The sequence below is a fragment of the Oceanihabitans sp. 2_MG-2023 genome (assembly GCF_030547245.1).
Classification (GTDB): Bacteria; Bacteroidota; Bacteroidia; order Flavobacteriales; family Flavobacteriaceae; genus Oceanihabitans.
Genome location: NZ_JAUOQT010000001.1, coordinates 38,078 through 60,267 on the forward strand (window position 1 = coordinate 38,078; position 22,190 = coordinate 60,267).

The 22,190-nt window shown below is 32.0% G+C and carries 20 protein-coding genes and 1 tRNA gene; 3 read left to right on the forward strand and 18 right to left on the reverse strand.

Annotated features, from left to right (window positions below):
- Positions 1-46: 46 nt before the first annotated feature.
- The 3 genes from Q4512_RS00175 (at position 47) to rpe (ending at position 3,466) form a co-directional block, all read left to right on the forward strand.
- On the forward strand, positions 47-1,447 hold the full coding sequence (locus Q4512_RS00175; protein ID WP_303420357.1) for a glycosyltransferase family 2 protein: 1,401 nt from the start codon (positions 47-49) through the stop codon (positions 1,445-1,447).
- Between the two features lie 244 nt (positions 1,448-1,691).
- Complete coding sequence (locus Q4512_RS00180; protein WP_092205627.1) at positions 1,692-2,555, forward strand: RNA polymerase sigma factor RpoD/SigA; 864 nt, start codon at positions 1,692-1,694, stop codon at positions 2,553-2,555.
- Positions 2,556-2,803: 248 nt separating this feature from the next.
- Positions 2,804-3,466 carry a ribulose-phosphate 3-epimerase gene (gene rpe, locus Q4512_RS00185; RefSeq protein WP_303420362.1) on the forward strand — a complete coding sequence of 221 codons (663 nt, stop codon included), beginning with the start codon at positions 2,804-2,806 and terminating at the stop codon, positions 3,464-3,466.
- Here rpe and Q4512_RS00190 read toward each other — a convergent pair.
- From Q4512_RS00190 to murC, 18 genes are all read right to left on the reverse strand, one after another.
- Positions 3,463-4,347: a zinc-dependent peptidase gene (locus tag Q4512_RS00190; protein ID WP_303420364.1), complete on the reverse strand. Its 885-nt coding sequence runs from the start codon at positions 4,345-4,347 to the stop codon at positions 3,463-3,465. The two genes, rpe and Q4512_RS00190, sit on opposite strands and share 4 nt — an antisense overlap.
- A 35-nt stretch (positions 4,348-4,382) precedes the next feature.
- Complete coding sequence (locus tag Q4512_RS00195; protein WP_303420366.1) at positions 4,383-4,898, reverse strand: contractile injection system tape measure protein; 516 nt, start codon at positions 4,896-4,898, stop codon at positions 4,383-4,385.
- Positions 4,899-4,948: 50 nt separating this feature from the next.
- Positions 4,949-5,479: a hypothetical protein gene (locus Q4512_RS00200; RefSeq protein WP_303420368.1), complete on the reverse strand. Its 531-nt coding sequence runs from the start codon at positions 5,477-5,479 to the stop codon at positions 4,949-4,951.
- 18 nt (positions 5,480-5,497) lie between these two features.
- Entirely contained in the window at positions 5,498-6,838 is a 1,341-nt protein-coding gene (locus Q4512_RS00205) for an ATP-binding protein (RefSeq protein ID WP_303420370.1), read from the reverse strand.
- Positions 6,801-7,751 carry a hypothetical protein gene (locus Q4512_RS00210; protein WP_303420371.1) on the reverse strand — a complete coding sequence of 317 codons (951 nt, stop codon included), beginning with the start codon at positions 7,749-7,751 and terminating at the stop codon, positions 6,801-6,803. Before Q4512_RS00210 ends, Q4512_RS00205 begins: the two co-directional genes overlap by 38 nt.
- A 21-nt stretch (positions 7,752-7,772) precedes the next feature.
- Positions 7,773-8,579: a hypothetical protein gene (locus Q4512_RS00215; protein ID WP_303420372.1), complete on the reverse strand. Its 807-nt coding sequence runs from the start codon at positions 8,577-8,579 to the stop codon at positions 7,773-7,775.
- 30 nt (positions 8,580-8,609) lie between these two features.
- Positions 8,610-10,250, reverse strand: a complete 1,641-nt coding sequence (locus tag Q4512_RS00220; protein WP_303420374.1) for a hypothetical protein — start codon at positions 10,248-10,250, stop codon at positions 8,610-8,612.
- A gap of 32 nt (positions 10,251-10,282) precedes the next feature.
- A complete protein-coding gene (locus Q4512_RS00225) occupies positions 10,283-10,582 on the reverse strand; it encodes a PAAR domain-containing protein (RefSeq protein ID WP_303420376.1) in 300 nt (99 codons plus the stop codon).
- 12 nt (positions 10,583-10,594) lie between these two features.
- The gene (gene vgrG, locus Q4512_RS00230; protein ID WP_303420378.1) at positions 10,595-12,394 is read right to left on the reverse strand and encodes a type VI secretion system tip protein VgrG; all 1,800 of its coding nucleotides are present in this window, start codon (positions 12,392-12,394) and stop codon (positions 10,595-10,597) included.
- A 38-nt stretch (positions 12,395-12,432) separates the two neighbouring features.
- Entirely contained in the window at positions 12,433-12,897 is a 465-nt protein-coding gene (locus tag Q4512_RS00235; protein WP_303420380.1) for a phage tail protein, read from the reverse strand.
- Positions 12,898-12,915: 18 nt separating this feature from the next.
- Entirely contained in the window at positions 12,916-14,493 is a 1,578-nt protein-coding gene (locus Q4512_RS00240) for a phage tail sheath C-terminal domain-containing protein (RefSeq protein ID WP_303420383.1), read from the reverse strand.
- A gap of 27 nt (positions 14,494-14,520) precedes the next feature.
- Positions 14,521-15,330: a hypothetical protein gene (locus Q4512_RS00245; protein ID WP_303420385.1), complete on the reverse strand. Its 810-nt coding sequence runs from the start codon at positions 15,328-15,330 to the stop codon at positions 14,521-14,523.
- 510 nt (positions 15,331-15,840) lie between these two features.
- Positions 15,841-15,914: transfer RNA gene (locus Q4512_RS00250), tRNA-Arg, on the reverse strand.
- A gap of 105 nt (positions 15,915-16,019) precedes the next feature.
- Positions 16,020-16,469 carry a GatB/YqeY domain-containing protein gene (locus tag Q4512_RS00255; protein WP_303420387.1) on the reverse strand — a complete coding sequence of 150 codons (450 nt, stop codon included), beginning with the start codon at positions 16,467-16,469 and terminating at the stop codon, positions 16,020-16,022.
- Between the two features lie 253 nt (positions 16,470-16,722).
- Positions 16,723-18,759 (reverse strand): cell division protein FtsZ, encoded by a 2,037-nt coding sequence (gene ftsZ, locus Q4512_RS00260; RefSeq protein ID WP_303420389.1) that lies wholly within the window; start codon positions 18,757-18,759, stop codon positions 16,723-16,725.
- Between the two features lie 31 nt (positions 18,760-18,790).
- Positions 18,791-20,113, reverse strand: coding sequence for a cell division protein FtsA (gene ftsA, locus Q4512_RS00265; RefSeq protein ID WP_303420391.1), 1,323 nt, complete (start codon positions 20,111-20,113; stop codon positions 18,791-18,793).
- A gap of 3 nt (positions 20,114-20,116) precedes the next feature.
- Positions 20,117-20,839, reverse strand: a complete 723-nt coding sequence (locus tag Q4512_RS00270) for a cell division protein FtsQ/DivIB (protein ID WP_303420393.1) — start codon at positions 20,837-20,839, stop codon at positions 20,117-20,119.
- Positions 20,826-22,181, reverse strand: a complete 1,356-nt coding sequence (murC, locus tag Q4512_RS00275; RefSeq protein ID WP_303420394.1) for a UDP-N-acetylmuramate--L-alanine ligase — start codon at positions 22,179-22,181, stop codon at positions 20,826-20,828. Before murC ends, Q4512_RS00270 begins: the two co-directional genes overlap by 14 nt.
- Positions 22,182-22,190 lie beyond the last annotated feature (9 nt).

The following is a 22,190-nucleotide window of genomic DNA, read 5'->3' on the forward strand; positions in this document are numbered from 1 at the left end:
CCACGTAAATCTAATTGTAAATAGAAACTTAACAACCAAAAGATTTATGTCCACAAAATCCCCAAAACTCTCAAAAAGTAATTCTAAAAAATTAAACAGCTTTTTTAAAACCTTTTTAAACACAAATAAAAAAACAGAAAACTCACAAAACAAAATGGTACTGTTAAGTACTTTTTTACTCCTTTTAATGGGTATTTATTTTTTTTCTGTATTTCATAATGATTTCAATACGTTTAATAATTACACAACGGGATCACAAATAGGTTATACATTTATAATTATTGCTACAAGTCTATTTATTTACAAAACCTTGTTTTTTATATATACAGCCTACCACTATATAAAATACAAACCTATTAGTTCTGTATGCGATAGTGAATTACCAACTTGCACCGTAATTGTTCCAGCATATAACGAAGGAAAACAAGTTTGGCACACATTAATGAGTTTAGCAAAAAGCAACTATCCGAAACATAAATTACAACTTTTAGCTATAGATGATGGTAGCAAAGATGACACATGGAAATGGATGCTAGACGCCAAAGAACAACTAGGCGATTGTTTAGAAATAATAAAACAACCTAAAAACATGGGAAAACGTCATGCTTTATACAAAGGGTTTCATATAGGTACTGGACAAATATTTATAACGGTAGATAGTGACTCGATTGTAGTAGAAGACACCCTTAGAAACTTAGTTAGCCCTTTTGTAAAAGACAAAAATTGTGGCGCTGTTGCAGGAAATATTAGAGTATTAAATAACAAAAAGGAAATGCTTCCTAAAATGCTAGATGTAAGTTTTGTAATGAGTTTTGAGTTTGTACGTTCGGCAGAAAGTAATTTAAAATCGGTATTATGCACTCCTGGTGCTTTAGCTGCTTACAGTAGTACAGCAGTTTCGGACTGCTTACCAGAATGGATAAACCAAACTTTTAGAGGAACTCCTTCAGATATTGGAGAAGATAGAGCAATGACTAACATGATTTTAAAACAGGGGAAACATGTTCTCTTTCAAAAAAACGCTATTGCCTACACGAATGTACCAGAAGAATATTTAGGGCTTTATAAAATGTTTATTCGCTGGGGAAGAAGTAATGTTCGTGAAAATTTAGAAATGGGAAAATATGTCTTCACCAATTTTAGAGAAGGAAAAAAAACAGGAACAAGATTATTATTTATTAGTCATTTTATGCACTTAATAATGAGTTATCCTTTAATTCTTTTTATGCTATTCTTTGTTTTAGTACATCCGTTGCTTTTTTTAGGTTCTACAATGGTTAGTATTTTAATTTTATCCACTTTTTCGTTGGTGTTTTTTACAAATAAACATAAATCTTCTCAAGGTTTTTGGGCTTATCCATATAGTATTTTATATACCTTTGGGTTATTTTGGATTACACCTTACGCTATAGCAACTGCTGCTAAAAGCGGTTGGTTAACGCGTTAATTAACTAGACGTAACACCCTGTAATTGAAAAAGATAATTGTTAAGCGCGTTAAGGATTGTAGTGGCATCCTTTTTTATTTTTCTTAAAAAAGATATAACGAAAAGCCTGCCCTTTTTAAGTTTTTTTGCTTAAAAAGGGAACGTCAAAAAAATAAAATGAAACTTTTTGTAACATTTACTGTTATTTCTACGTATAACTATATAGAACGTTTTATTCACACAAATTTTTACACGAAAACATTAGATGAGACAACTTAAAATTACCAAGCAGGTTACCAATAGAGAAACCGCTTCATTAGACAAATATTTACAAGAAATTGGTAAGGTTGACTTAATTACAGCAGACGAAGAAGTAGAATTAGCACAACGTATTAAAGCCGGAGATCAAGTTGCTTTAGAGAAGTTGACAAAGGCTAACCTACGTTTCGTTGTATCTGTAGCGAAGCAATACCAAAATCAAGGTTTAACATTACCAGATTTAATTAATGAAGGAAACTTAGGTTTAATTAAAGCTGCGCAACGTTTTGATGAAACTCGTGGTTTTAAATTTATATCGTATGCGGTTTGGTGGATTAGACAATCTATTTTACAAGCTTTAGCAGAACAATCTAGAATTGTACGTTTGCCTTTAAACAAAATTGGTTCTATTAATAAAATTAATAAAACGTTTGCATTCTTAGAACAAGCACATGAAAGACCACCAAGTGCAGAAGAGATTGCTAAAGAATTAGACATGACTATTAACGATGTTAAGGAGTCTATGAAAAATTCTGGTCGTCACGTAAGTATGGATGCGCCTTTAGTAGAAGGGGAAGATTCTAACTTATACGATGTATTAAACTCTGGTGAATCGCCAAATCCAGATCGTGATTTATTACACGAATCTTTACGTACAGAAATAGAACGTGCTTTAGAAACATTAACTCCTCGTGAAGCAGATGTTATTCGTTTATACTTTGGTTTAGGAAACCAACACCCAATGACTCTTGAAGAAATTGGAGAAACGTTCGATTTAACTCGTGAGCGTGTTAGACAAATTAAAGAAAAAGCTATTCGTAGATTAAAACATACGTCTAGAAGTAAAATATTAAAAACATATTTAGGATAGTAATTATTAAATATTACGACTAAATTACCGTAACAAACAGTTTAAGCTCGAGAAATCGGGTATCTCATAACTGTTCGTTTTTTGATTGATGAAAGAACCCAGAGCTGATTACTCTGGGTTCACTCATTTTAAAACTCATCTTACATATTCGCGAAAAGAAGAAGCTTCCCATTTTTAAATCCCTACACAAAGTGGAGAGACTTTAGAAAAGACTTTTCTATATTTGCAAAACACAACAAAAACTAAAAATGGCTTCAAAAATAATTGCTCCTTCGATGCTTGCCGCAGACTTTGGCAACCTACAACGTGATACAGAAATGGTTAATAATAGTGATGCAGATTGGTTTCACATTGATGTAATGGATGGTCATTTTGTACCTAATATATCCTATGGAATGCCAGTAATTGCTGCTATTAAAAAACATGCAACAAAGCCATTAGATGTACATTTAATGATTGAAAAACCAGAACGTTACATTGAAGAATTCGCTAAAGTTGGTGCAGATATTATAACTGTACACCATGAATCTACTGTACATTTACATAGAACACTTACACAAATTGAAGATGCTGGTTGTAAAGCTGGCGTGGTATTAAACCTAACAACTCCAGTTTCTGTTTTAGAGGATATTTTACCTAAATGTTATATGGTTTTGCTAATGTCCATCAACCCAGGTTTTGGCGGTCAGAAATTTGAAGAGATGACTTATTCTAGAGTTAAAAAACTTCGTAAAATGATAGAAGACCAAGGTTTAGACACTAGAATTGAAATTGATGGTGGTGTCACCGATAAAAATATTGAAAAACTTGTAGAAGCTGGCGCAGATGCTTTTGTTGCTGGAAGTCACGTTTTTAAAAGCGAGAATCCTACTGCTACCATTGCTAACTTAAAAAGGCTAGCAAACAGTTAATATCCTGCAAAATTAAAGTTTAACATTTGTTTTACTTTGTCATAAATTTTGGGAAACTCTGATCGAAACTCGCTTGGGGTTTCTATAAAATTTTCTACTAAAACAGAAACAAACTCAAACTGGTTTTCAAAAGCATAGTCTCTAAAATAACCGGAAGTCGTCAGTTTTTGTTTTAACACCTCGCTGGTTTCTACTAATCGAGTGAGTTCTTGAAAAGAATCTAAAAAAATTGCTGCACTAGTGCTATAACTTCGCGATTTCAAAAACGAAAAGTGCATGGCATGAATACATTCATGCACTCCTAAATTCATATTATCATCTTCAATATTATACCCTTTTACAAAATCTTCCCAAGAAAAAACTAAAGCATTGTAAGCCATATTAAATTCTCCTTTATGCATACTTTTATTCATTGTAGAATAATATGCTTTATCATAAATTATCACTTTATCTATACATTCAATTTTATAATCTCTATAACCAAAAGTAAGTTTTGCTGCTGTAGCAGAAATCAATACTTGCATGCTATTCGTCACTTTAGATTCTTTTCCAATAAATTCCCAGTTTTTTAAATAGTAACTAAGTCGATGCTCGAAGTTCTTTTTTTCGGAAAGGCTTAATCGTTTATAAAAATCAAATTCTTGTTTTAAAATAGATTTATAAGCGATAGGAAGTTGATTCCTTTTCAAGTAAACATGTGTGAAAAATTGTTTCTTTTTAAAAAACGTTACGCGTACCTTTTCTAAAAAAGTAAAAGTGCCGCGAACAGTCATAATTATAGTTAATATAACTGTAAACACAATTAATATAACTGTTAGTATTATAATTAGTAATGGTGGGGTTTCATAATCTGTTTGAAGAAGAAAAAAGAGATTTGACATGAATTATAAGTAGGCTTTTATAATTTTGTTAAAAATTAATACTGCCAATTTACATGTAATGGTTTTAGCATCCAAGGAAAACTAAGGATTCTAAAAGAAAAAGGGACTTTATATAGCAACATATCATAAGATCTATTTTGCACAGTTAATTCCCAGTGTGCTACTTTTTCGGAAAGCTTTCCTTCTCTTTGAAACCAATTCTTACGAAATCCGTCATGAGAAGTAGTTCCAATAGCAGTCCATTGGTATATTACTGCATCCAATAAACCCTGCATAAGTTCTTTTTGATTTTCTGAAATTGGAGTTTCCTCATTCCCTAGAGTTTCTATAGGAAGGCCACAAATTAGTTTATTTAAAACTAAAAAAGGTGCTTCAGTTTGTTCTATTCCTGTTGCCAAGTATTGTAAACAATGAACCGCTTGTAATTGTAATTTCTCATTTTTAAAACGAATACCTTTCGTAAGTGCAAGCCTTTCAAAAAGTAATGGAAAATACCCATTTAAAAGCACCAATCCTGCATTATTAATAAAAACATCTTCGTTTAATTTCATTTTATTCTTCTTTATAGTAGGTTTTTATTATATATACTTGAGCAAATAATTTACGTAGCATTACAACTAGTTTTATGAACCAATACAGGACTTATTCCTCCTGAATAATCTAGTATAGAGCAATACCTTGTTTGTTTTAATATAGCTTTCAATTTTAAGAAATTTGGGTCATGATAGGGTTTAATTACTTTCCTTCCAGTTAATACTAATTCTAAATCTTTATCGTACAATTTCTGTGTTAAAAAAAAGCTTGCTATTCCACCTCCAAAATCTACGTTTGTGATCTCACCATTTTGTTCCTTTTCATATAAATAAGCTTTGAAAGTAGAATTAAAACAATCATAAAATTGTTTCCAAAGCTTTGTTTGTTCTCCTATCAACTCCACATACAAAATCATTTTAGATTCCATTATAAGATAGCCATGAATGTTCATGTCTTTTTCTATAACGGCTTTATTCAAAGATTCTGCAATCATTATTTTACGAAATTCATTTGGAATATGATGATGCCAATTCTTATAAACCAATTTAAATAATTGTCTTTTTGTCCCATCTATAATTACTTTAGACTTTTCCATCATGCTGTAACTAAATACTATTTAAAGTATTATTTTTTTTTGGAATTCCTTTTTTATACCTTCTAGTAATTCTTTTTTTGTGACTTCAATAGAATTTCTTTCTACTGCTTTTAATGCACAAAATCTAAGTACATTATTAATACCTCCTCCTGATAATTCATAATCTTGTGCAAGTTGCCTTACATCAATATCTTTAGATAATTTACAACCATTAGAAAATGTATTCTTCCATAATTGATAACGAGAATTGGCATTTGGCATACTAAAAGGAATTATAGATTGGAATCTTCTAATAAAAGCTTGATCTATATTATTTTTTAAATTAGAAGAAAGTATCACCACACCAGAAAAATCTTCTATACGTTGTAATAAATAGGACACTTCTTGATTCGCATAACTATCATGTGCATCACTCACGTTAGTTCGTTTACCAAATAGCGCATCTGCTTCATCAAAAAAGAGTATCCAACCTTTTTGTTCGGCTTTATCAAATAATTTACTGAGGTTTTTTTCGGTTTCACCAATATATTTTGAAATAACCATTGATAAATCTATTCGATACACATCTCTATTTGTGACTTTACCAAGTAAGGTTGCGGTAAGCGTTTTCCCGGTTCCAGGAGGACCATGAAAAAAAGCGCGAAATCCTGGCTTTAACCTTTGTTCTAATTTCCAATCTTTCATAATTGTACTACCATGTTGTAACCATGTCTTTATTTCGAATATTTGGTCTAAAACAGTATTATCTAGCACAAGATCATTCCACTCTAATTTTGTGCTTATTTTTTTTGCTAGAAAACTGGGTATTTGTTTTACTTCCTGCATATATCCTGTAATAAAATAATCTAGCCATTGGTCATTTAAAGATAGGATCCCGTTGTATTTAGGAATATATTTTTTTGTTTTACTCAATGCAATAACATCTTCTTTAATTAAAATAGAATCCCGGTTAAATAAATGCATCGCTTCATACCTTAACGCAGGATTTGTTGCAGAAATCAGAAACATAACTGTTTCACCAGTTGGCAGAAACCCTCTATGTTTTTCATCTATTATTCCACCAAACGCAGTGAATTCTCTTTTGTATATTTGATTTTTTTCTAAGAAAACATCCAGAATTTCTGGTTTAATATTTGGAGTCATAGCTAACACAAGCACTAATCGTTGGTAGATATTAAGCTCCCAATTTATAACACTTGTAGCATAATAATCTCTTTTATTTTCCAGATTAGGCAAGGGAATATCTTGCCATTTATTTTGGTTATCTTCTTGTTTTAAATAACTCTTAAGAACTTGATCTATTACTTTTTGTAACCAATCGATTTCATTGTATATCGTTTTTAAAGTTTCCGTTTGACCCATAGCGTATAAATAATTTATTAATATCTTCTAAATTTGCATCTTCCCATTTAAAGTAACTCAGTGCAGTATTCGGATTTAACGTATTTGGGGGTAGCATATCTAAAACATTAGACGCAATATTTACGCAATGTTTTTGAGAAACAAAATTGGGATCCTGATAATAATCCTGATTAAAAAAATCGTTAGCCCAATCCTCTTTATTCTTTTGTTTAGAAATTAAATCTCTTATGAAGGCTTCTACTTTTTCATTCTTAACAGTTAATTTTTTTGCTTTAAAAAACTGAGGAATTCGTTTGTCTTCTCTTTGGTAATACTCAATATTTCGCGAGCTAATTGTTTTAGTAGTATCATGGCAAAACAAATCTTGTAGTCCAAAATTTTCTGCTTCAGTAGCTAACTCTAATTCTGCATCACTATTACCTGAAACTACTAAAGACCAACCTTCCGCAGTTGCACATTCGTTAACAACATACAATTCGCGAAAGGAATAATATGTTTGAGTCATTTTTATAATAAGCGCATCCTTAAAAGCATTCCAATTAAAAAGCTTTGTAGATTTCGGATTGTTTGCTGTAAACCAATAACTACCAGCACTTTTAAATGCTAATATTTGTTTACTGTATTCAAAATTTCCTTCTAAAGCATTTTCACCATTTGTTCTACCAGAATATGGTTTAGAAACTCCTTCATTAAAATTCCAGTTTGCGGCATTTAATAGTATGTTAGATTCTATTTCGCAATCATTCTTGTCTACAATCCCATCTCTAAAAACGTTCCCTAAAACAACCATTTGTCCATCTTTAATTTGAAAAAAGTCACCAGGGTACAGATTCTGATTTTGAATTATTGAAGGTATATATCCTCCTGTTTTTAAATAAAAATCTTCGTGAAATTTTTGATATAAATTATTCATAATTATTGTTTTAGTTTTGTGTTAAGAACCTAAATACGCAGCATTAGCAGCACTTAATCCAGCTTGTAATGAATGCAACTTGACTTCTGCTTTATTAAGATTACTTATAGCTTCGTCAAGCTGGTTTATTGTAATTTGGCTCACTTTTATCGCTTTTATATTTTCCTCTTTTGCTTTTTTATAAGCTTTTTGTAATTGGCTATAAATTAATGATTGAGCATTCATTGCATCCTCTTGCGAATTAGAAATGGCTTTTATATTTGAAACTAAATTTATAGATTCTTGGTTCTCTAAATTAGCAATCCCATTAGATTCCATAATAGAAGATTGTGAATTAGAGGAAGATGTTAAAGCGACTAAAGCAAGTGTTACTGCATTAGTTGCATCTTTTTCTGAAGTTATTATCCTATTAATCAATTCATTTGAAATAAGAGGATTCTTTGCTTTATTTCGAATTATTAAAGTATGAAGTTTTTTAATTACTTCTGCACTATAAATAAGCTTATTTACAACAGTTTTCATTGAAGAAGCCATTTTATCTATCCCATCATTTGCGGTTATGGTTTCACTTAAAGCTATATTAGATTTGCTCTCTAAATCTTTTGCTGCAGCAAGAATTTGTTCTATCAACAAAAGGTTGTTTTGTGCCTGTTTCTTAATCTCTTCAGAAGAAGTAAGAAATCCTTGAAATTTACTTGCTTTCTCTCTAAGCGAACTAACAATAGTTTGACATTGTTCAACTTCATATTGCGCATCAAATACTTGCGTTGTTAATTCATTAATTGCAGCTTGCTTTTTTTCGTTAATATTATATATGCTGTTTTTCATGGTTTGCTTATTTATTTCATTTTAAATTCTTTAATCTTCCCAATTTTGAAAAACAAATGATTTAGTATTCGTAGGGTTAGAAACTGCATTCGTGTATTCCCCTAAAAAATGAGGTTTTACTAAAGGAATTGTAAGAACAACTGGAGTATAACGATTACCTTTTACCATGATATTACCATAAACATCAGTACTTTCGGCACCTAATTTAGCAACATACATCGCTGTATTTACTTCCCCTTTTTTAGTGGTATCTTTTTTTAAGCTTGCTTCTATAAAATTACCACTAGAAACTTGCTCAGCTAAAAGTAAATTGAAATAAGGTTTTTCTATATTCTTCTCCTGATATTGATATTGCCTTGCTATATAATTTGGTAAAAACATACAGCGATAAATAACAGAAATATCTGGATTTGTTTTTGTTTGAATAATAAATGAAAATGTGGTTTCTATAGTTTCATTTAAAGGAGTAATAATTCGCTCTTCTTGTATGTCAAAGGTTTTAATATCTGGACCTATTAACGAATGTGCTAAACTAAATGACAGAGAAGGTATCGATAAAAAATCCTCAAAATTATTAATGTGTTTTTTATATACCGTTTTATAGATAGCATAAACTATAATTACATATTGTTCTCCTAACTGCAGTTTTTCTCCATCCGTATCATTTAATGCTTTTATAGTAATTGATAATTCAACCGAATCATCAAATTCCTTAATTTCTTTGAAATCCTTATTATTAGTACCTTTGGAAACAATTTGCTCTGCACTATTTAACTTAAAAATATTTTTGTTCTTCTCTTTTACCAAAAAGATAAAATACTTTTCTACTGGATTACTAATTGGTTGATTCGCTTTTTTAAACGGACTTTTTATAGTATCGAAACTAACGGAATAACTATCATTAGCATCCGCTTTTTCTAGTATTCTAAGATTTAAATTTAATTCTTTATTGTTCTTAAAATAAGCTAATTCTGCTGTCGATAAATTAATTACACTAGTTTTTAAATTCCCTTTTGCTTTTTCTTCTTTACGCTTTGTTTGACCAATCAAAACATTATCTGTTGTTATCCTATTGGAGACTTCTTCTAACTCTGACACAATAATTTTAAATAATTTTTCAACTAGTATATTGGTAGCGTTTGCTTTTTCAAATACTGTATTAGAAGAAATTTTTGCGGTAGACGAAGAAGCATTCATAGCTAATAGCGACGTCTTTTCAGCATCATAGGCTGTAATAACCATAAGATCATTAGCCTCACTTGCAAGTTGCTCAACAGCATCACCAAAATCTTCTGCTTTTATCCTACTAAAAACACTTGCTATATCTGAAGTTAATTTTAAAATTGCATTTGCAGCTACCTGAACATTTGCAGCTGCAACTGCAGTATTTGTAATTGCTTGATCAACATCATTTTTTTCTTGCCTAGCATAGTCTAAAAGGTTATTTGAAATATTACTAATATTTACTAGCTGCTTATTTATACTATGTTTTGTTTCAAATTCTTGATTTGTTATTTTTAGATTTTCTTGTGCTACAATCACATCTCCTTGCAAATAATAATGACTAAAAAGTGAAGCATTTAATTGTGCATTTAATTTCTTTTGTTCTAACTCTTGTTCCTTTAAAACAGATAGAACAGTTGCGTGTAAATTCCCCTTATATGTATTCAAAATATTCGTTTTAATAATTCCAACTCTATATTTTACCCTCCTATAATTACGTTTGGAGCGCCTATTACTATTTTACCTCCATGTGCTGTAGTATCTCCAACTCTAGCTGCTGGCATACCTCCAATTAAAACGGTTGCAGACCCTGTAGCAATGGAATCTAGTGGACCAACACAAACTAAAGCATCTCCAACCTTTGCTGCTGGCATACCACCAATTAGCACCGTTGGTTCTCCTGGGCCTAGAATTGGGCCTCCAACATGAGGAATAGGAGGTACTCCTGATGTTTGCATTGGACATTCGTGAAAATCGGTTACTCTTGCTGCTTCTGGCATATTTCTTTTTGTTTAATTTATCATTACCATTGCTCCTTGAAGCGTTAATTGTCCTCCTCCTTGAACACTTGCTGAAGCACTTCCTTCTGCCGAAAATTCTACATCTGCTTTATGTTGAATATTTAGACCTTTTACATTCACATCTCCTCCTTGAGCTACTAATGAAATTCCTTGAGCACCTATAATACTAACTTTTTCACTCGAATCAATAGAAATGCTTTTCGGACTTTTTAATTCAATACCAGTTTGAGACATGGTAATTGTATTGTCATTTTGATCTTGAATAATAATTTGTTTATCAGCATCACTAAACACAACTTTATTCTTATCTGGAGTTGTAATTGTGAATGTTTGATTTTCGTCATCAAAAATAATTTCAATACCAGATTTAGACACTATTGCTTTAGTGGAATTGTGCGGATTAGGATTAAGACCTTCCGACGGTTTTAACTTCGGATTGCTATATAAACTTCCTAATATTATTGGAAATCTTGGGTCTTCATTTAAAAAACCAACCACAACCTCATCGCCAATTTCAGGCATAAAAAAAGCACCTGCATTATTAGAAGCATAAAAACTAGAAAGTCTAGCCCAAAGTCCTTCTCCTGAAGTATTAAAAAGTGGTACATCTACCAAAATTCGGTATTGATTTTCTGGGTCTTGGTCTATTTTTTTTACGGTTGCAGTAAACAGTCCATTTACACCAGATAATAAACCTGAAGGAGAAATTGCTTTAGTCTTATTTTGCTTAGCAATCCATTCATCTGAAAGTCCGATTCCGTATTCTGTCATCCAATTACCATCAGAAATATTATGAGTTACTTTAGATACTAAATGATCTCCATTAAAGCGATCTCCCACTGCACTTAAGGTGATGTATTTGCCTATTTGAACTGAAGGATTACCCGGACATACAACTTTGCCTTGTATTTTTGATAAATTATTTTTAATTAGTTGAGCTTGGTTCCAATTTTCGAGCTCGTCGTTTTTAATTGGTGCTGGCGATTGTAAATCAAAAGTTTTTAACCCTACCACTTCTGAAAGTTTTGTACTTGATAAATTGCCAGGACCAGAAAAACTATTCTTCATTTCTGCATCAATTAATTCTTGATTTGCATAGTCCCAAGAACTAGATTTCACTTTATCTAATTGACTAACAGCATTAAGATTTGCATGAAACTCATAAAGATTATTACCAGATTCTATTTCTAAAACTGAGGTTGTATCACTATCTGGTTTTTCAACAGAAACTTTACCATTAATCGTTTTTACTATTAAACCATTAGCTGCGGCTCTTGCTAATATAAAATCCCAATCGGTTGTATCATATTGTACTTGTTGTGGCCAAATAAAAGTTGTAGCAGTAATATTGGTAGTGATACCTGAATAGGTTCCTAAAATAGACGTCAAGATATCGCTATCACTTGTTTTTATAAAGGTTTTACTTTTTCTACCAACTGTTGTTTTAATTGCTTCATCACTACATGTTACAATAAGTGCGGAACCTATAATATGGTCAATACGTATGGTTTGTTCCGTAATAATTCCTTTGAAAATAATTTTGTTATTATTATCATATCCAGCTTCAATACTAATTTCTCTACCAGGAAGAAATGTATCAGAAGAACTCGCTTGAAATGTTCCAGTACTAAAATCACCATCCAGAATTTCAATTTGAGCTGTACTTATTTTATTAACTGCATGTTCTACTTTAATAGAATATACTCGATTTTCATCTGGAATAGTACTACCACCAACTTTTACTACAAAAGTTACAATTCCTCCACTACCTATATCATTTCTTACTGCCATTGGTTTATTTTTAATTAAAGTTTAAAGAATTATTGCTTTTAGTTTCCATTTGAAATTGTTAATTGTTCGTAAGCAATTTCTAAGGTATCTATTGCGACTTCACTTCCATCCGATTTAAGATCTGTACTCGTAATTTTAGTTGGCCAAGCGTTGTTAAGTTCCCATTGCATAGTAACCTCGCTTTTTTCATTTAATAATTTGATAAATACTGTCCTTCGTTTAATAGTATTCATTGAGATTTCTGCATGCCATTTCCAGAATGTATTATCATTAACAAACACACCTCGTTTCATAGTAATGTTACCATACTTTACAATTCCAGGCATTTTCTCTGTTGAAAAAAGTTTACTATTACTATGTCGATATTCTATAATCTGATTTTCTACATCCATTCCTGAAACTTCTTGAAATGCTACACCTTGTAGTTCGGTTCCTAGATCTACTTCAAATCTAAACTTTGGCATTGGCCAAGTTGCGTTTTCTTTACTTCCATCTATTGCCATATTTTTAGTTTTCTTGTTTTAGTTTGATTTTTTCATTTGAATTACAAATGAAAAAACAATAAACTCTACTGGTCGTACTATAGATACACCTACACTTACAATCATATTATCATTTAAAATATCTTGATTAGTCATGGTTTCATTTAAACCACATCTCACAAAAAAAGCGTCTTCTTGTGTTACTCCTTGAAAGCCACCCTGCCTCCAAATGGAAGTCAAAAAATTACTTATCATCTTTTTTACAACTAACCAAGTATTACTATCATTGGGTTCAAAAACAAAAGCTTTTGTAGCAAGTTTACAGGACTGTTCTAAAAAAATAAGCATTCTACGAACGGGTATATACCTCCAATCGGTACTATTACCATCTAGAGTTCTTGCCCCCCAAACTAGCACACTATTACCACTAAAAAACCGAATTGCATTAATAGACTTTCCAGAAACTGCATCTACATTTAAGCCAGCTTGATCTATACTTGATAATTTAATAGGTAAAGAAACAGCTCCAACTATAGATGTATTTGCTGGAGCTTTCCATACACCTTCTTGATTATCTGTTGTTGTGATAACACCTGCCATTGCACCACTTGGCGGAAGCATATTAGCTACTATTAGTGTTTCTTTAATAATTAAAGAATATAAAGGACTTGCAGTTAACAAAGCTCTATTAAGCGCTTCTATAGTTAGATTTGTATCCTCCAAACCCCTAATCATTTTAAAGATTTTAGTTATATTTTGATTTGCGTTTTCAGCAAGGCTTAATAACGCTTCTAATTGTTCTAAATCTCCACCAAATAAACTGTTAAAATCAATATCCGTTTGCTGCATCATGGTAGTTCCTATAAAAGGATAATAAGCACAACCAAAAGACAAGCCTCTAGCTCCTGTATTATTTCGAAAGGTTTCAATATCATCCAAATAAAGTATAGGATCAGGATCACGACCACCAATAACATCAAAAATGCTAATTGCTGTTTGCATTTCTAAATTTTGAAATAACATAGATTGCATAAGTGTTGCATTATTTACAACAGAAAGCAAAGTAGCTTCCGGACAAATATACATGGTTGGCTCCTGCTCTTTTTTTAATAAAGCAATTCCGTTTTGTAAGTCGTTTAATTGCACATTAGAGTTTACAATTTGATCGCCAGGATGCATTGGTGTTTTAGAAGGACATCCATAAGTTCCTACAGAAACAATATAGGCGTCTTCTCCTCCATTTTCGTAAAACAGACGAATACTATTATACATATAATAAATAGTGTTTGGATCTGGCACTATCGCATAGAAATCACCTGCAATAGTAATACAACTTCCTTTTATTGGTTTTTGCTTTTGCTTTACCAGATAATATTCTGGACTATATTGTTGTTTTGGTATTGCCGAAGCTGGAGCATCTGGATAACAGAATATAAATTTAAATTCTGCGAATGATGAGATTTTTGTGGGTATGTTAAAATACGATTTTCCTTCATAAGAAGCTTGAGGAGTATAGCCAATAAAAGCTGGAATAGCTGTTGGCACAGGAAGTATAGAGTTATGAAAAGCATTTACTTCCTCTATATAAACTCCAGGTGTTTTATATTTTGCAGTCATAGCGTTCTATTTTATTAGTTACATATATTATATATAAATATATATTTGTGACAATAGCTTTTGATTTCCATGTTCTATGCTAATCTCCAAGTTTTGAGGGCTTGCGTTAGGCAAACCAGAGAAAATCTCCTTAGTTATTACTTGATTATTTTCTTCTTTTACATCAATCAAATCGAATGTATACTTTGGTGTTTGGCTTAATTTTAAAGGTTTATTAGCAGTAAAGCTTATTGCTTGTTGTCCATTTTTTAACACAACTTGTTTAGGTGCACCAAAAGACACATCGACATTACCTTGAATAGAAGGATTAGATAGATTTCTATTAATAATATGATATTGCCAAAAAGTTGCTCTAGCTGTTAAGGCTATTAAAAACTCTTGCCTTTCAGAAGAAGCTTCAATAATATCCTGAAAATAGATTTTTATAGTCGCAAATTTATCATTGCTATTTTCGGCACTTGGTTTAGGGATTAATTCTACCGTATTGGGGTTGCTTTTGTTTTCTATAGCATTACTAGCATATAAATAAGAAGGAATAAAACCAAAAGGAATATTGGTGTAATTGTAAAAATCGGAATCTGATATTACCATATTAAAATCAAAATAGTTGTTGGTAGTTACACTTTCTATAGATTTTAAAAATGCTTCTGTAGCGAACTCTGAATTAATAAATATGTTTAACGAATCCTGCATCGTTTGTATTTGAATATCAAATCGATTCTTTATTTGTTCTGTTATCCATCCTAAAGACAGACTAACCCCTTCTGCTAAAGAAGCATTAAAGTACTCATGCGTTATTTTAATAGTGCATATTTTTTTATAGGAAACTGTACTCATAATTAATTTCTATAGTTATTAGAATAATAGCTATTGATATAATTCAAAAAACAGTAAAGTTTAATTACACGAAAAGGAATAATAATTTTCAACGAAAGCTTTTCTGTTTTACTAAAAAAAACCAATAATAATCTAAGACAGTATATTATACCATCCTGCTATTTGTTGTTTTATTCAGTATCAACAGAATTAATGTTGATTTCTGTGGGAGAACTTAAATGTACGAAATTATTTGATTTTAAGAACGTTACACATAAAATAAGTTAAAGCGAGATTGATTTAAACTTATTATTGGGATTAACTTCGCTGTGCTTGTTATTCCCTCAAAGCGCAGCTTTGAAAAAGATAAAGCTGTACTTACAAATTCAAGCTAGCTTGATTTGACATGCTTAAAAGAGGACTAACTTCGCTTTGCTCGTTTCTCCTCGAAAGCTCCGCTTTGAAAAAAGAAAAGTTGCATTTACAAATTCAAGCGAGCTTGATTTGACATGCAACTTTTCTTTTTATTTGTGACCTCGAGAGGATTCGAACCTCCAACCCTCAGAGCCGAAATCTGATATTCTATCCAGTTGAACTACGAGGCCATAATTCCTGCGAAAGCAGGAATCTTATTTAATTGCAGTAATAACTACCCTTAGCATTCTACTAAACAGACTGCTTGGGTGTTTTACTCCGGAAATAACATATGTTTAAGACAATTTTGCCTTTACAATAGTAGAAATTGTTTTACCATCTGCCTGTCCTGCAAGTTTTTGGTTTACCATTCCCATTACTTTTCCCATATCTTTCATGCCTACTGCACCAGTTGCTGCAATAGTTTCTACTACTACTTTTTCAATTTCTGCTTCGCTAAGTTGTGCTGGTAAAAACTGACTAATAACTTCGGCTTGTGCTAGTTCTGGTTCTGCTAAATCTTCTCTGTTTTGTTCCGAAAAAATGGCTGCACTATCTTTACGTTGTTTAACTAATTTAGAAAGTATTTTTATTTCTTGATCTTCGGTTATTTCTTCTTTAGATCCTGTTTCTGTTTGTGCTAAAAGTATTTCAGATTTCACTGCTCTTAATGCAGCTAATGCTGTTTGATCTTTAGATTTCATTGCAGCTTTCATCGCTGTCATTATATCTTGTTGTAAGCTCATAATAGTATTTATTTTGAATTGCAAAGATATGAAAAAGCGAGCAGTTGACTCTATAGAGTTTTAAAGCATTTCAACAGAAGAACACTTTCATTTAAAAGATTTCCACTTTCGTGGTAATACAAAAACCCGAAAAACCTCTGGGTGAGTTTTTCGGGTTAGTTGAAGTTAAACACTAAACTTAACTTTTTATTTTAAGAGATTTCGTTATGAAAACGAAGGCATGCAACTACGCCTTTTTAAAAATAGAGTTTCCTTAATCTACATTATCGTGTAAAAACGAATTATTACTTCTTAATAGCATATCGTCATTATCATCTGTACTTAAAGAAGTACCAGAAATACTATTTTTTTGCGATGAATGCTGCACATCTTCAAGATCTACACCTTGACGTTTGTAGGCTGGAATTTTTTCTATATCATCAATTTTTGCAGTATTGAATTTATAGTTAAAGTCTTTCATCTTACGTCTGCGTTCTTCTGCTCTTTCTTTTAGCATGTCTGAAATTGGACTATTCATTGGGTCAATTTCTTCTACTTGTTCTTCAGTTACATTGCTTTCTACAACTTTCTTTTCGAAAACAACCTCTTGGTCTAATACCTTGTCTACAACTTCTACAATTGGTTCTTTTTTCTTTGGCTCTGCATTGGATTCAAATTCTAAATAGTCGTCTAAAGCATAACGTATTTCACCATCTTTATTGGTTTCGGTAACGCTTACAAGTTCAATAAAATCATTAACTGGTAAGTCCTTAATTTCTTCTTTATTTAAATCATGAATCACCTTTTCCTCTTGAATTTCTTGCTTCCCCGTTGGAGTTTTTGGCTTTGTAGATTCACTTAAAGGCATATCGAAAGTAAGCGTTATTTGCTGTTCTTCTTCTTCAAAATCTTTTATAGTTTCGACGGTTGGCGTGGCATTCGTAATTACAAAATCATCTTCTTGTAAAGAATCTTCGACCTCTTCAAAATCATCGTCTGCAAAACATTTATCTTCCGATTTCTCTTCTTTTTTTGCAACTACCTCATCATAAACGACATGCATGTTTTTAATAATTTCTGTAGTCGGAATTAAATTGAATGGTTTTGGAACTTCCTTTTTTGGAATTTCAAATTCATCTTCTAATTCATTTAAATCTAAAGTATGCTTTACAATTGGGGGCTCTACCTTTTTTTCTAACTCAATATTTGGAGTTATAATTGCTGGGCTTTTATCTTTTTTAGATAAATCTTGCTCTAAGGTTTGCTCTTCTTCTAAAGAATGAATTACCTTTTTAGTTTCGGTATTAGAGATTTCATCTTGTTGTTCGATATCAAATCCTGTAGCAATAATGGTTACAGCAATAGACTCATCTAACGAATCGTCTTCACCAACTCCCATAATTATGTTAGCTCCATGACCTGCTTCGTTTTGAATATGATCATTGATTTCTCCTATCTCATCAATAGTAATTTCTTGAGCCCCAGAAACGATTAGCAACAATACGTTTTTGGCACCAATAATTTTATTATCGTTAAGCAATGGAGAATCTAATGCTTTACGAATTGCTTCGTGTGCACGATTTTGTCCAGATGAACTAGCAGATCCCATAATTGCTGTTCCGCTATTACTTAAAACGGTTTTAGCATCCCGTAAATCAATATTTTGCGTGTAGTGATGTGTAATAACTTCTGCTATACCGCGAGCTGCTGTAGATAGCACTTCGTCTGCTTTAGAGAATCCAGCTTTAAAACCAAGATTACCATAAACATCACGAAGTTTGTTGTTGTTTATTACGATTAATGAATCTACTACGTTTCGTAATTTCTCGATACCTTCTTGGGCTTGCTCGTTACGCATTTTTCCTTCAAACTGAAAAGGCATTGTTACAATACCAACGGTTAAAATGTCTAAATCTTTAGCCATTTTTGCTATAATTGGTGCTGCACCTGTACCAGTTCCGCCTCCCATTCCTGCGGTTATGAAAATCATTTTGGTATTGGTATCTAACATACGTTGTAGATCTTCAAAACTCTCTATAGCAGATTGCTCTCCTACATCTGGATTTGCTCCTGCCCCCAAACCTTCGGTAAGGTTAAGTCCTAATTGAATTTTATTGGGAACACCACTGTTTTGAAGTGCTTGTGCATCTGTATTACAAATTACAAAATCTACTCCTTTTATGCCTTGTTGAAACATGTGGTTGATAGCGTTACTACCTCCACCACCTACTCCAATAACTTTAATTACGTTCGATTGGTTTTTTGGTAAATCGAATGCTATATTGGTTTCGAATTCTTTGTTGCTGCTCATGAATTTCGGTTTTATTTTCTTACGTATTACTTTACTCTGCGTTATCTAAAAAATCTTTTACTCTGTCGGTTAGTTTGTCTAAAAACGAACGTCTTTCTTTTACTGGTGCTTTTACTTCTTTCTCTTCGTTTGCCTCTTCGTTTTCTTCTACTAGAAAATCGGATGTTTCTACAACAGTTTCTGCTTTTTTTCTTTCATTTCGTTTTAAGCCATCCATAACCAAACCTACAGCTGTAGCGAACAATGGACTTGTAATCTCATCATCGCTATTACCTGCAAGGTGTTCATTAGGAAACCCAACTCTGGTATCCATTCCTGTTATGTATTCAACCAATTGCTTTAAATGTTTTAATTGTGCGCCACCACCTGTTAAAACAATTCCAGCAATAAGTTTCTTTTTTTGTTCTTCGTGACCATAATTTTTAATCTCTACATATACTTGCTCTACAATTTCTACAACTCGAGCATGTATTATTTTAGAGAGATTTTTTAAAGTGATCTCTTTTGGCTCTCTACCTCTTAGCCCAGGAATAGAAACAATTTCGTTGTCTTTATTTTCTCCTGGCCATGCAGATCCAAATTTTATTTTTAAAAGCTCGGCTTGTTTTTCTATAATAGAACAGCCTTCTTTTATGTCTTCTGTAATTACATTTCCTCCAAAAGGAATTACAGCAGTATGCCGAATAATACCATCTCTAAAAATGGCTAAATCTGTGGTTCCTCCTCCTATATCTATTAGTGCAACTCCAGCTTCTTTTTCTTCTTGACTTAATACAGCGTTAGAAGATGCTAAGGGTTCTAGCGTTACACCCTCCAGATTTAGTCCTGCACTTTGTACACATCTACCAATATTTCTAATAGAAGATACTTGACCAACTACTACATGGAAATTAGCTTCCAATCTTCCGCCATACATACCAATTGGTTCTTTTATTTCGGCTTGACCATCTACTTTATATTCTTGTGGTAAAACGTGGATAATTTCTTCTCCTGGAAGCATTACTAACTTGTGCACTTGATTGATTAATCTATCTATATCTTCTTCGTCAATAACCAAATCAGAATTTGCTCTAGTAATATAATCGCTATGCTGCAAGCTTCTTATATGTTGCCCTGCAATACCAACGGTTACTCCTTCAATTTTGGTTGCTGCAGCAGTTTCTGCTTCTTGAATTGCCAATTGAATAGATTGAATGGTTTGCGTAATATTATTTACTACACCACGATGTACACCAAGGCTTTTAGATTTACCTATACCTAAAATCTCGACCTTACCATATTCATTTTTACGACCAATCATAGCCACAATTTTTGTGGTTCCGATGTCTAGTCCTACTGCTATATTATTCTCCATAGTTTACGTTTTGGTGCACACTACTTGGTTATCAAACTGTAAATTAACTTTACTGTAATTATTAAGTGTTTTTTCTTTTAATGCTTTTTGATAAAACACCTTTAGGTTATTTATCTTTTTATCTAATTGATTTAATTGACCTAAATGCACTATAAAGGTGGATTGTCTCAATTTTAAATAAATGCTACTATCTTCGTTTTGATGAATCTCAATAACATACTTGCTTAAAAAAGCATCTTTATTAATTTTCTCTGCTATTTTAAACACATTAGCAAGTGCTTCTTTTTTTACTAAACCTGTTACTAATGGCACTCTTGCAGCATGATTAGATGACAAAGGCATATAACTTCCTTGGTCATCTATATAATACGACGTATTAGCACTTACTCTAGCTATAGGTTTTTTTTGTTCTACTTCTGCCTTAAGCTCCCCATTTACAGAAAGATACACTTCAGCAGACTTTATCATTGGATTAGAATTTAGGGCAGATTCTAATTTATTCAAATCTAAAATTTCTTTAGATGCATTTGTAACCCTTTCTTGATTTTGTATTAACAACTTACTAACATTGGCCTGCGTTATAAACAAATTATTATCCCCTAAAAAATGCACTTTTGGTTGCGACACTTTTCTTACCTTATTTTTAGTTGCCGAAAAAGCATACAAAAACACTACTAACACTAGCAGAACAAAGGTTTTTATGTAATTCCAATTAATTCGAGACATGTAGTGCATTTTTTATATGTTTTACTTCTGCTCCAATATCTCCTGCACCAATAGTTAAAATTACTTGCGCTTTACTCTTTTTTATTTGTGTAATCAACTCATTTTTAGCAACAAGCTGTTTATTATTATTTTTAATTTTTTGCAATAACCAATTAGAGTTCACACCTTCTATTGGTAATTCTCTTGCTGGGTAAATGTCTAGCAACATTATTTCGTCAAACTGCGACAAACTTGAAGCAAAATCATCAACAAAATCTTTTGTTCTAGAAAATAAGTGCGGCTGAAAAACAGCTAACACTTTTTTACCGGGATACATTTCTCGAACCGCTTGATACACTGCATTAATTTCTTCTGGATGATGTGCATAATCATCTATAAAAACCAATTCTTCGGATTTTATCTGGTAAGTAAATCTGCGTTGCACGCCTTTATAAGATGCTAAAGCTTTGGCGAGCTGCTGGTGAGGGCAACCATATTCTACAGCCATCGCCAAGGCTATTAATGCATTCGACAAATTATGTCTACCAGGTAGGTTAAATTGGACTCTTTCTAGCGTTGTATTTGGCATTTTCACATCAAACACATAAACACCATTTTCAATTTTTATATTTTGAGCGGAATAATCGGAATCGTCTTCAACTCCATAAGTAATTCCTTTTAAAGGCAAACCATTCTTAATAAACAACTTACCATTTGGTTTTATTTTTTTTGAAAAATCTTGGAATGATTTTATTAACTCGGAAGCATCACCATAAATATCTAGATGATCTGCATCCATAGAAGTTATACATGCTAAATCTGGAGAAAGTGTCAAAAAAGATCTATCAAACTCATCTGCTTCTACGACAGAAACTTTGCTTCCGTTTAAAATTAAATTAGAATTATAATTTTCACTTATGCCTCCTAAAAAGGCAGTCAATGCTACATTACATTCGTACAACAAATGCCCTAAAATACTTGTAGTAGTAGTTTTACCATGCGTTCCTGCAACAGCCAAACAAAAAGTATTCTCGGTAATTAACCCTAATATTTCAGAACGCTTTAAAACCGTGAAATTTTTATCATTTTTAAAATAAGCTAATTCCTTATGATCTTTTGAAACCGCAGGCGTATACACAACCAAGGTGGTATCATAATTTAAAAAAGCATCTGCTACATTTGCAATAGAATCTTCATAATGAACTTTAATACCTAAATCTACCAAGCTGTCTGTGATAGCAGTTTGGGTTTTATCGTAACCTGCTACATTTTTATTGTTTGCTTGAAAATAGCGCGCAAGTGCACTCATGCCAATACCTCCAATACCAATAAAGTAAACGTTATGTATATTATTTAAGTTCATTAATTCAAG

What these genes read in the sequence shown, in the direction of transcription:
- Q4512_RS00175 (WP_303420357.1), top strand. Translation starts at nt 47, where the DNA reads ATGTCCACAAAATCCCCAAAACTCTCAAAAAGTAATTCTAAAAAATTA.
- Q4512_RS00180 (WP_092205627.1), top strand. Translation starts at nt 1,692, where the DNA reads ATGAGACAACTTAAAATTACCAAGCAGGTTACCAATAGAGAAACCGCT.
- rpe (WP_303420362.1), top strand. Translation starts at nt 2,804, where the DNA reads ATGGCTTCAAAAATAATTGCTCCTTCGATGCTTGCCGCAGACTTTGGC.
- Q4512_RS00190 (WP_303420364.1), bottom strand. Translation starts at nt 4,347, where the DNA reads ATGTCAAATCTCTTTTTTCTTCTTCAAACAGATTATGAAACCCCACCA.
- Q4512_RS00195 (WP_303420366.1), bottom strand. Translation starts at nt 4,898, where the DNA reads ATGAAATTAAACGAAGATGTTTTTATTAATAATGCAGGATTGGTGCTT.
- Q4512_RS00200 (WP_303420368.1), bottom strand. Translation starts at nt 5,479, where the DNA reads ATGATGGAAAAGTCTAAAGTAATTATAGATGGGACAAAAAGACAATTA.
- Q4512_RS00205 (WP_303420370.1), bottom strand. Translation starts at nt 6,838, where the DNA reads ATGGGTCAAACGGAAACTTTAAAAACGATATACAATGAAATCGATTGG.
- Q4512_RS00210 (WP_303420371.1), bottom strand. Translation starts at nt 7,751, where the DNA reads ATGAATAATTTATATCAAAAATTTCACGAAGATTTTTATTTAAAAACA.
- Q4512_RS00215 (WP_303420372.1), bottom strand. Translation starts at nt 8,579, where the DNA reads ATGAAAAACAGCATATATAATATTAACGAAAAAAAGCAAGCTGCAATT.
- Q4512_RS00225 (WP_303420376.1), bottom strand. Translation starts at nt 10,582, where the DNA reads ATGCCAGAAGCAGCAAGAGTAACCGATTTTCACGAATGTCCAATGCAA.
- vgrG (WP_303420378.1), bottom strand. Translation starts at nt 12,394, where the DNA reads ATGGCAGTAAGAAATGATATAGGTAGTGGAGGAATTGTAACTTTTGTA.
- Q4512_RS00235 (WP_303420380.1), bottom strand. Translation starts at nt 12,897, where the DNA reads ATGGCAATAGATGGAAGTAAAGAAAACGCAACTTGGCCAATGCCAAAG.
- Q4512_RS00240 (WP_303420383.1), bottom strand. Translation starts at nt 14,493, where the DNA reads ATGACTGCAAAATATAAAACACCTGGAGTTTATATAGAGGAAGTAAAT.
- Q4512_RS00245 (WP_303420385.1), bottom strand. Translation starts at nt 15,330, where the DNA reads ATGAGTACAGTTTCCTATAAAAAAATATGCACTATTAAAATAACGCAT.
- Q4512_RS00255 (WP_303420387.1), bottom strand. Translation starts at nt 16,469, where the DNA reads ATGAGCTTACAACAAGATATAATGACAGCGATGAAAGCTGCAATGAAA.
- ftsZ (WP_303420389.1), bottom strand. Translation starts at nt 18,759, where the DNA reads ATGAGCAGCAACAAAGAATTCGAAACCAATATAGCATTCGATTTACCA.
- ftsA (WP_303420391.1), bottom strand. Translation starts at nt 20,113, where the DNA reads ATGGAGAATAATATAGCAGTAGGACTAGACATCGGAACCACAAAAATT.
- Q4512_RS00270 (WP_303420393.1), bottom strand. Translation starts at nt 20,839, where the DNA reads ATGTCTCGAATTAATTGGAATTACATAAAAACCTTTGTTCTGCTAGTG.
- murC (WP_303420394.1), bottom strand. Translation starts at nt 22,181, where the DNA reads ATGAACTTAAATAATATACATAACGTTTACTTTATTGGTATTGGAGGT.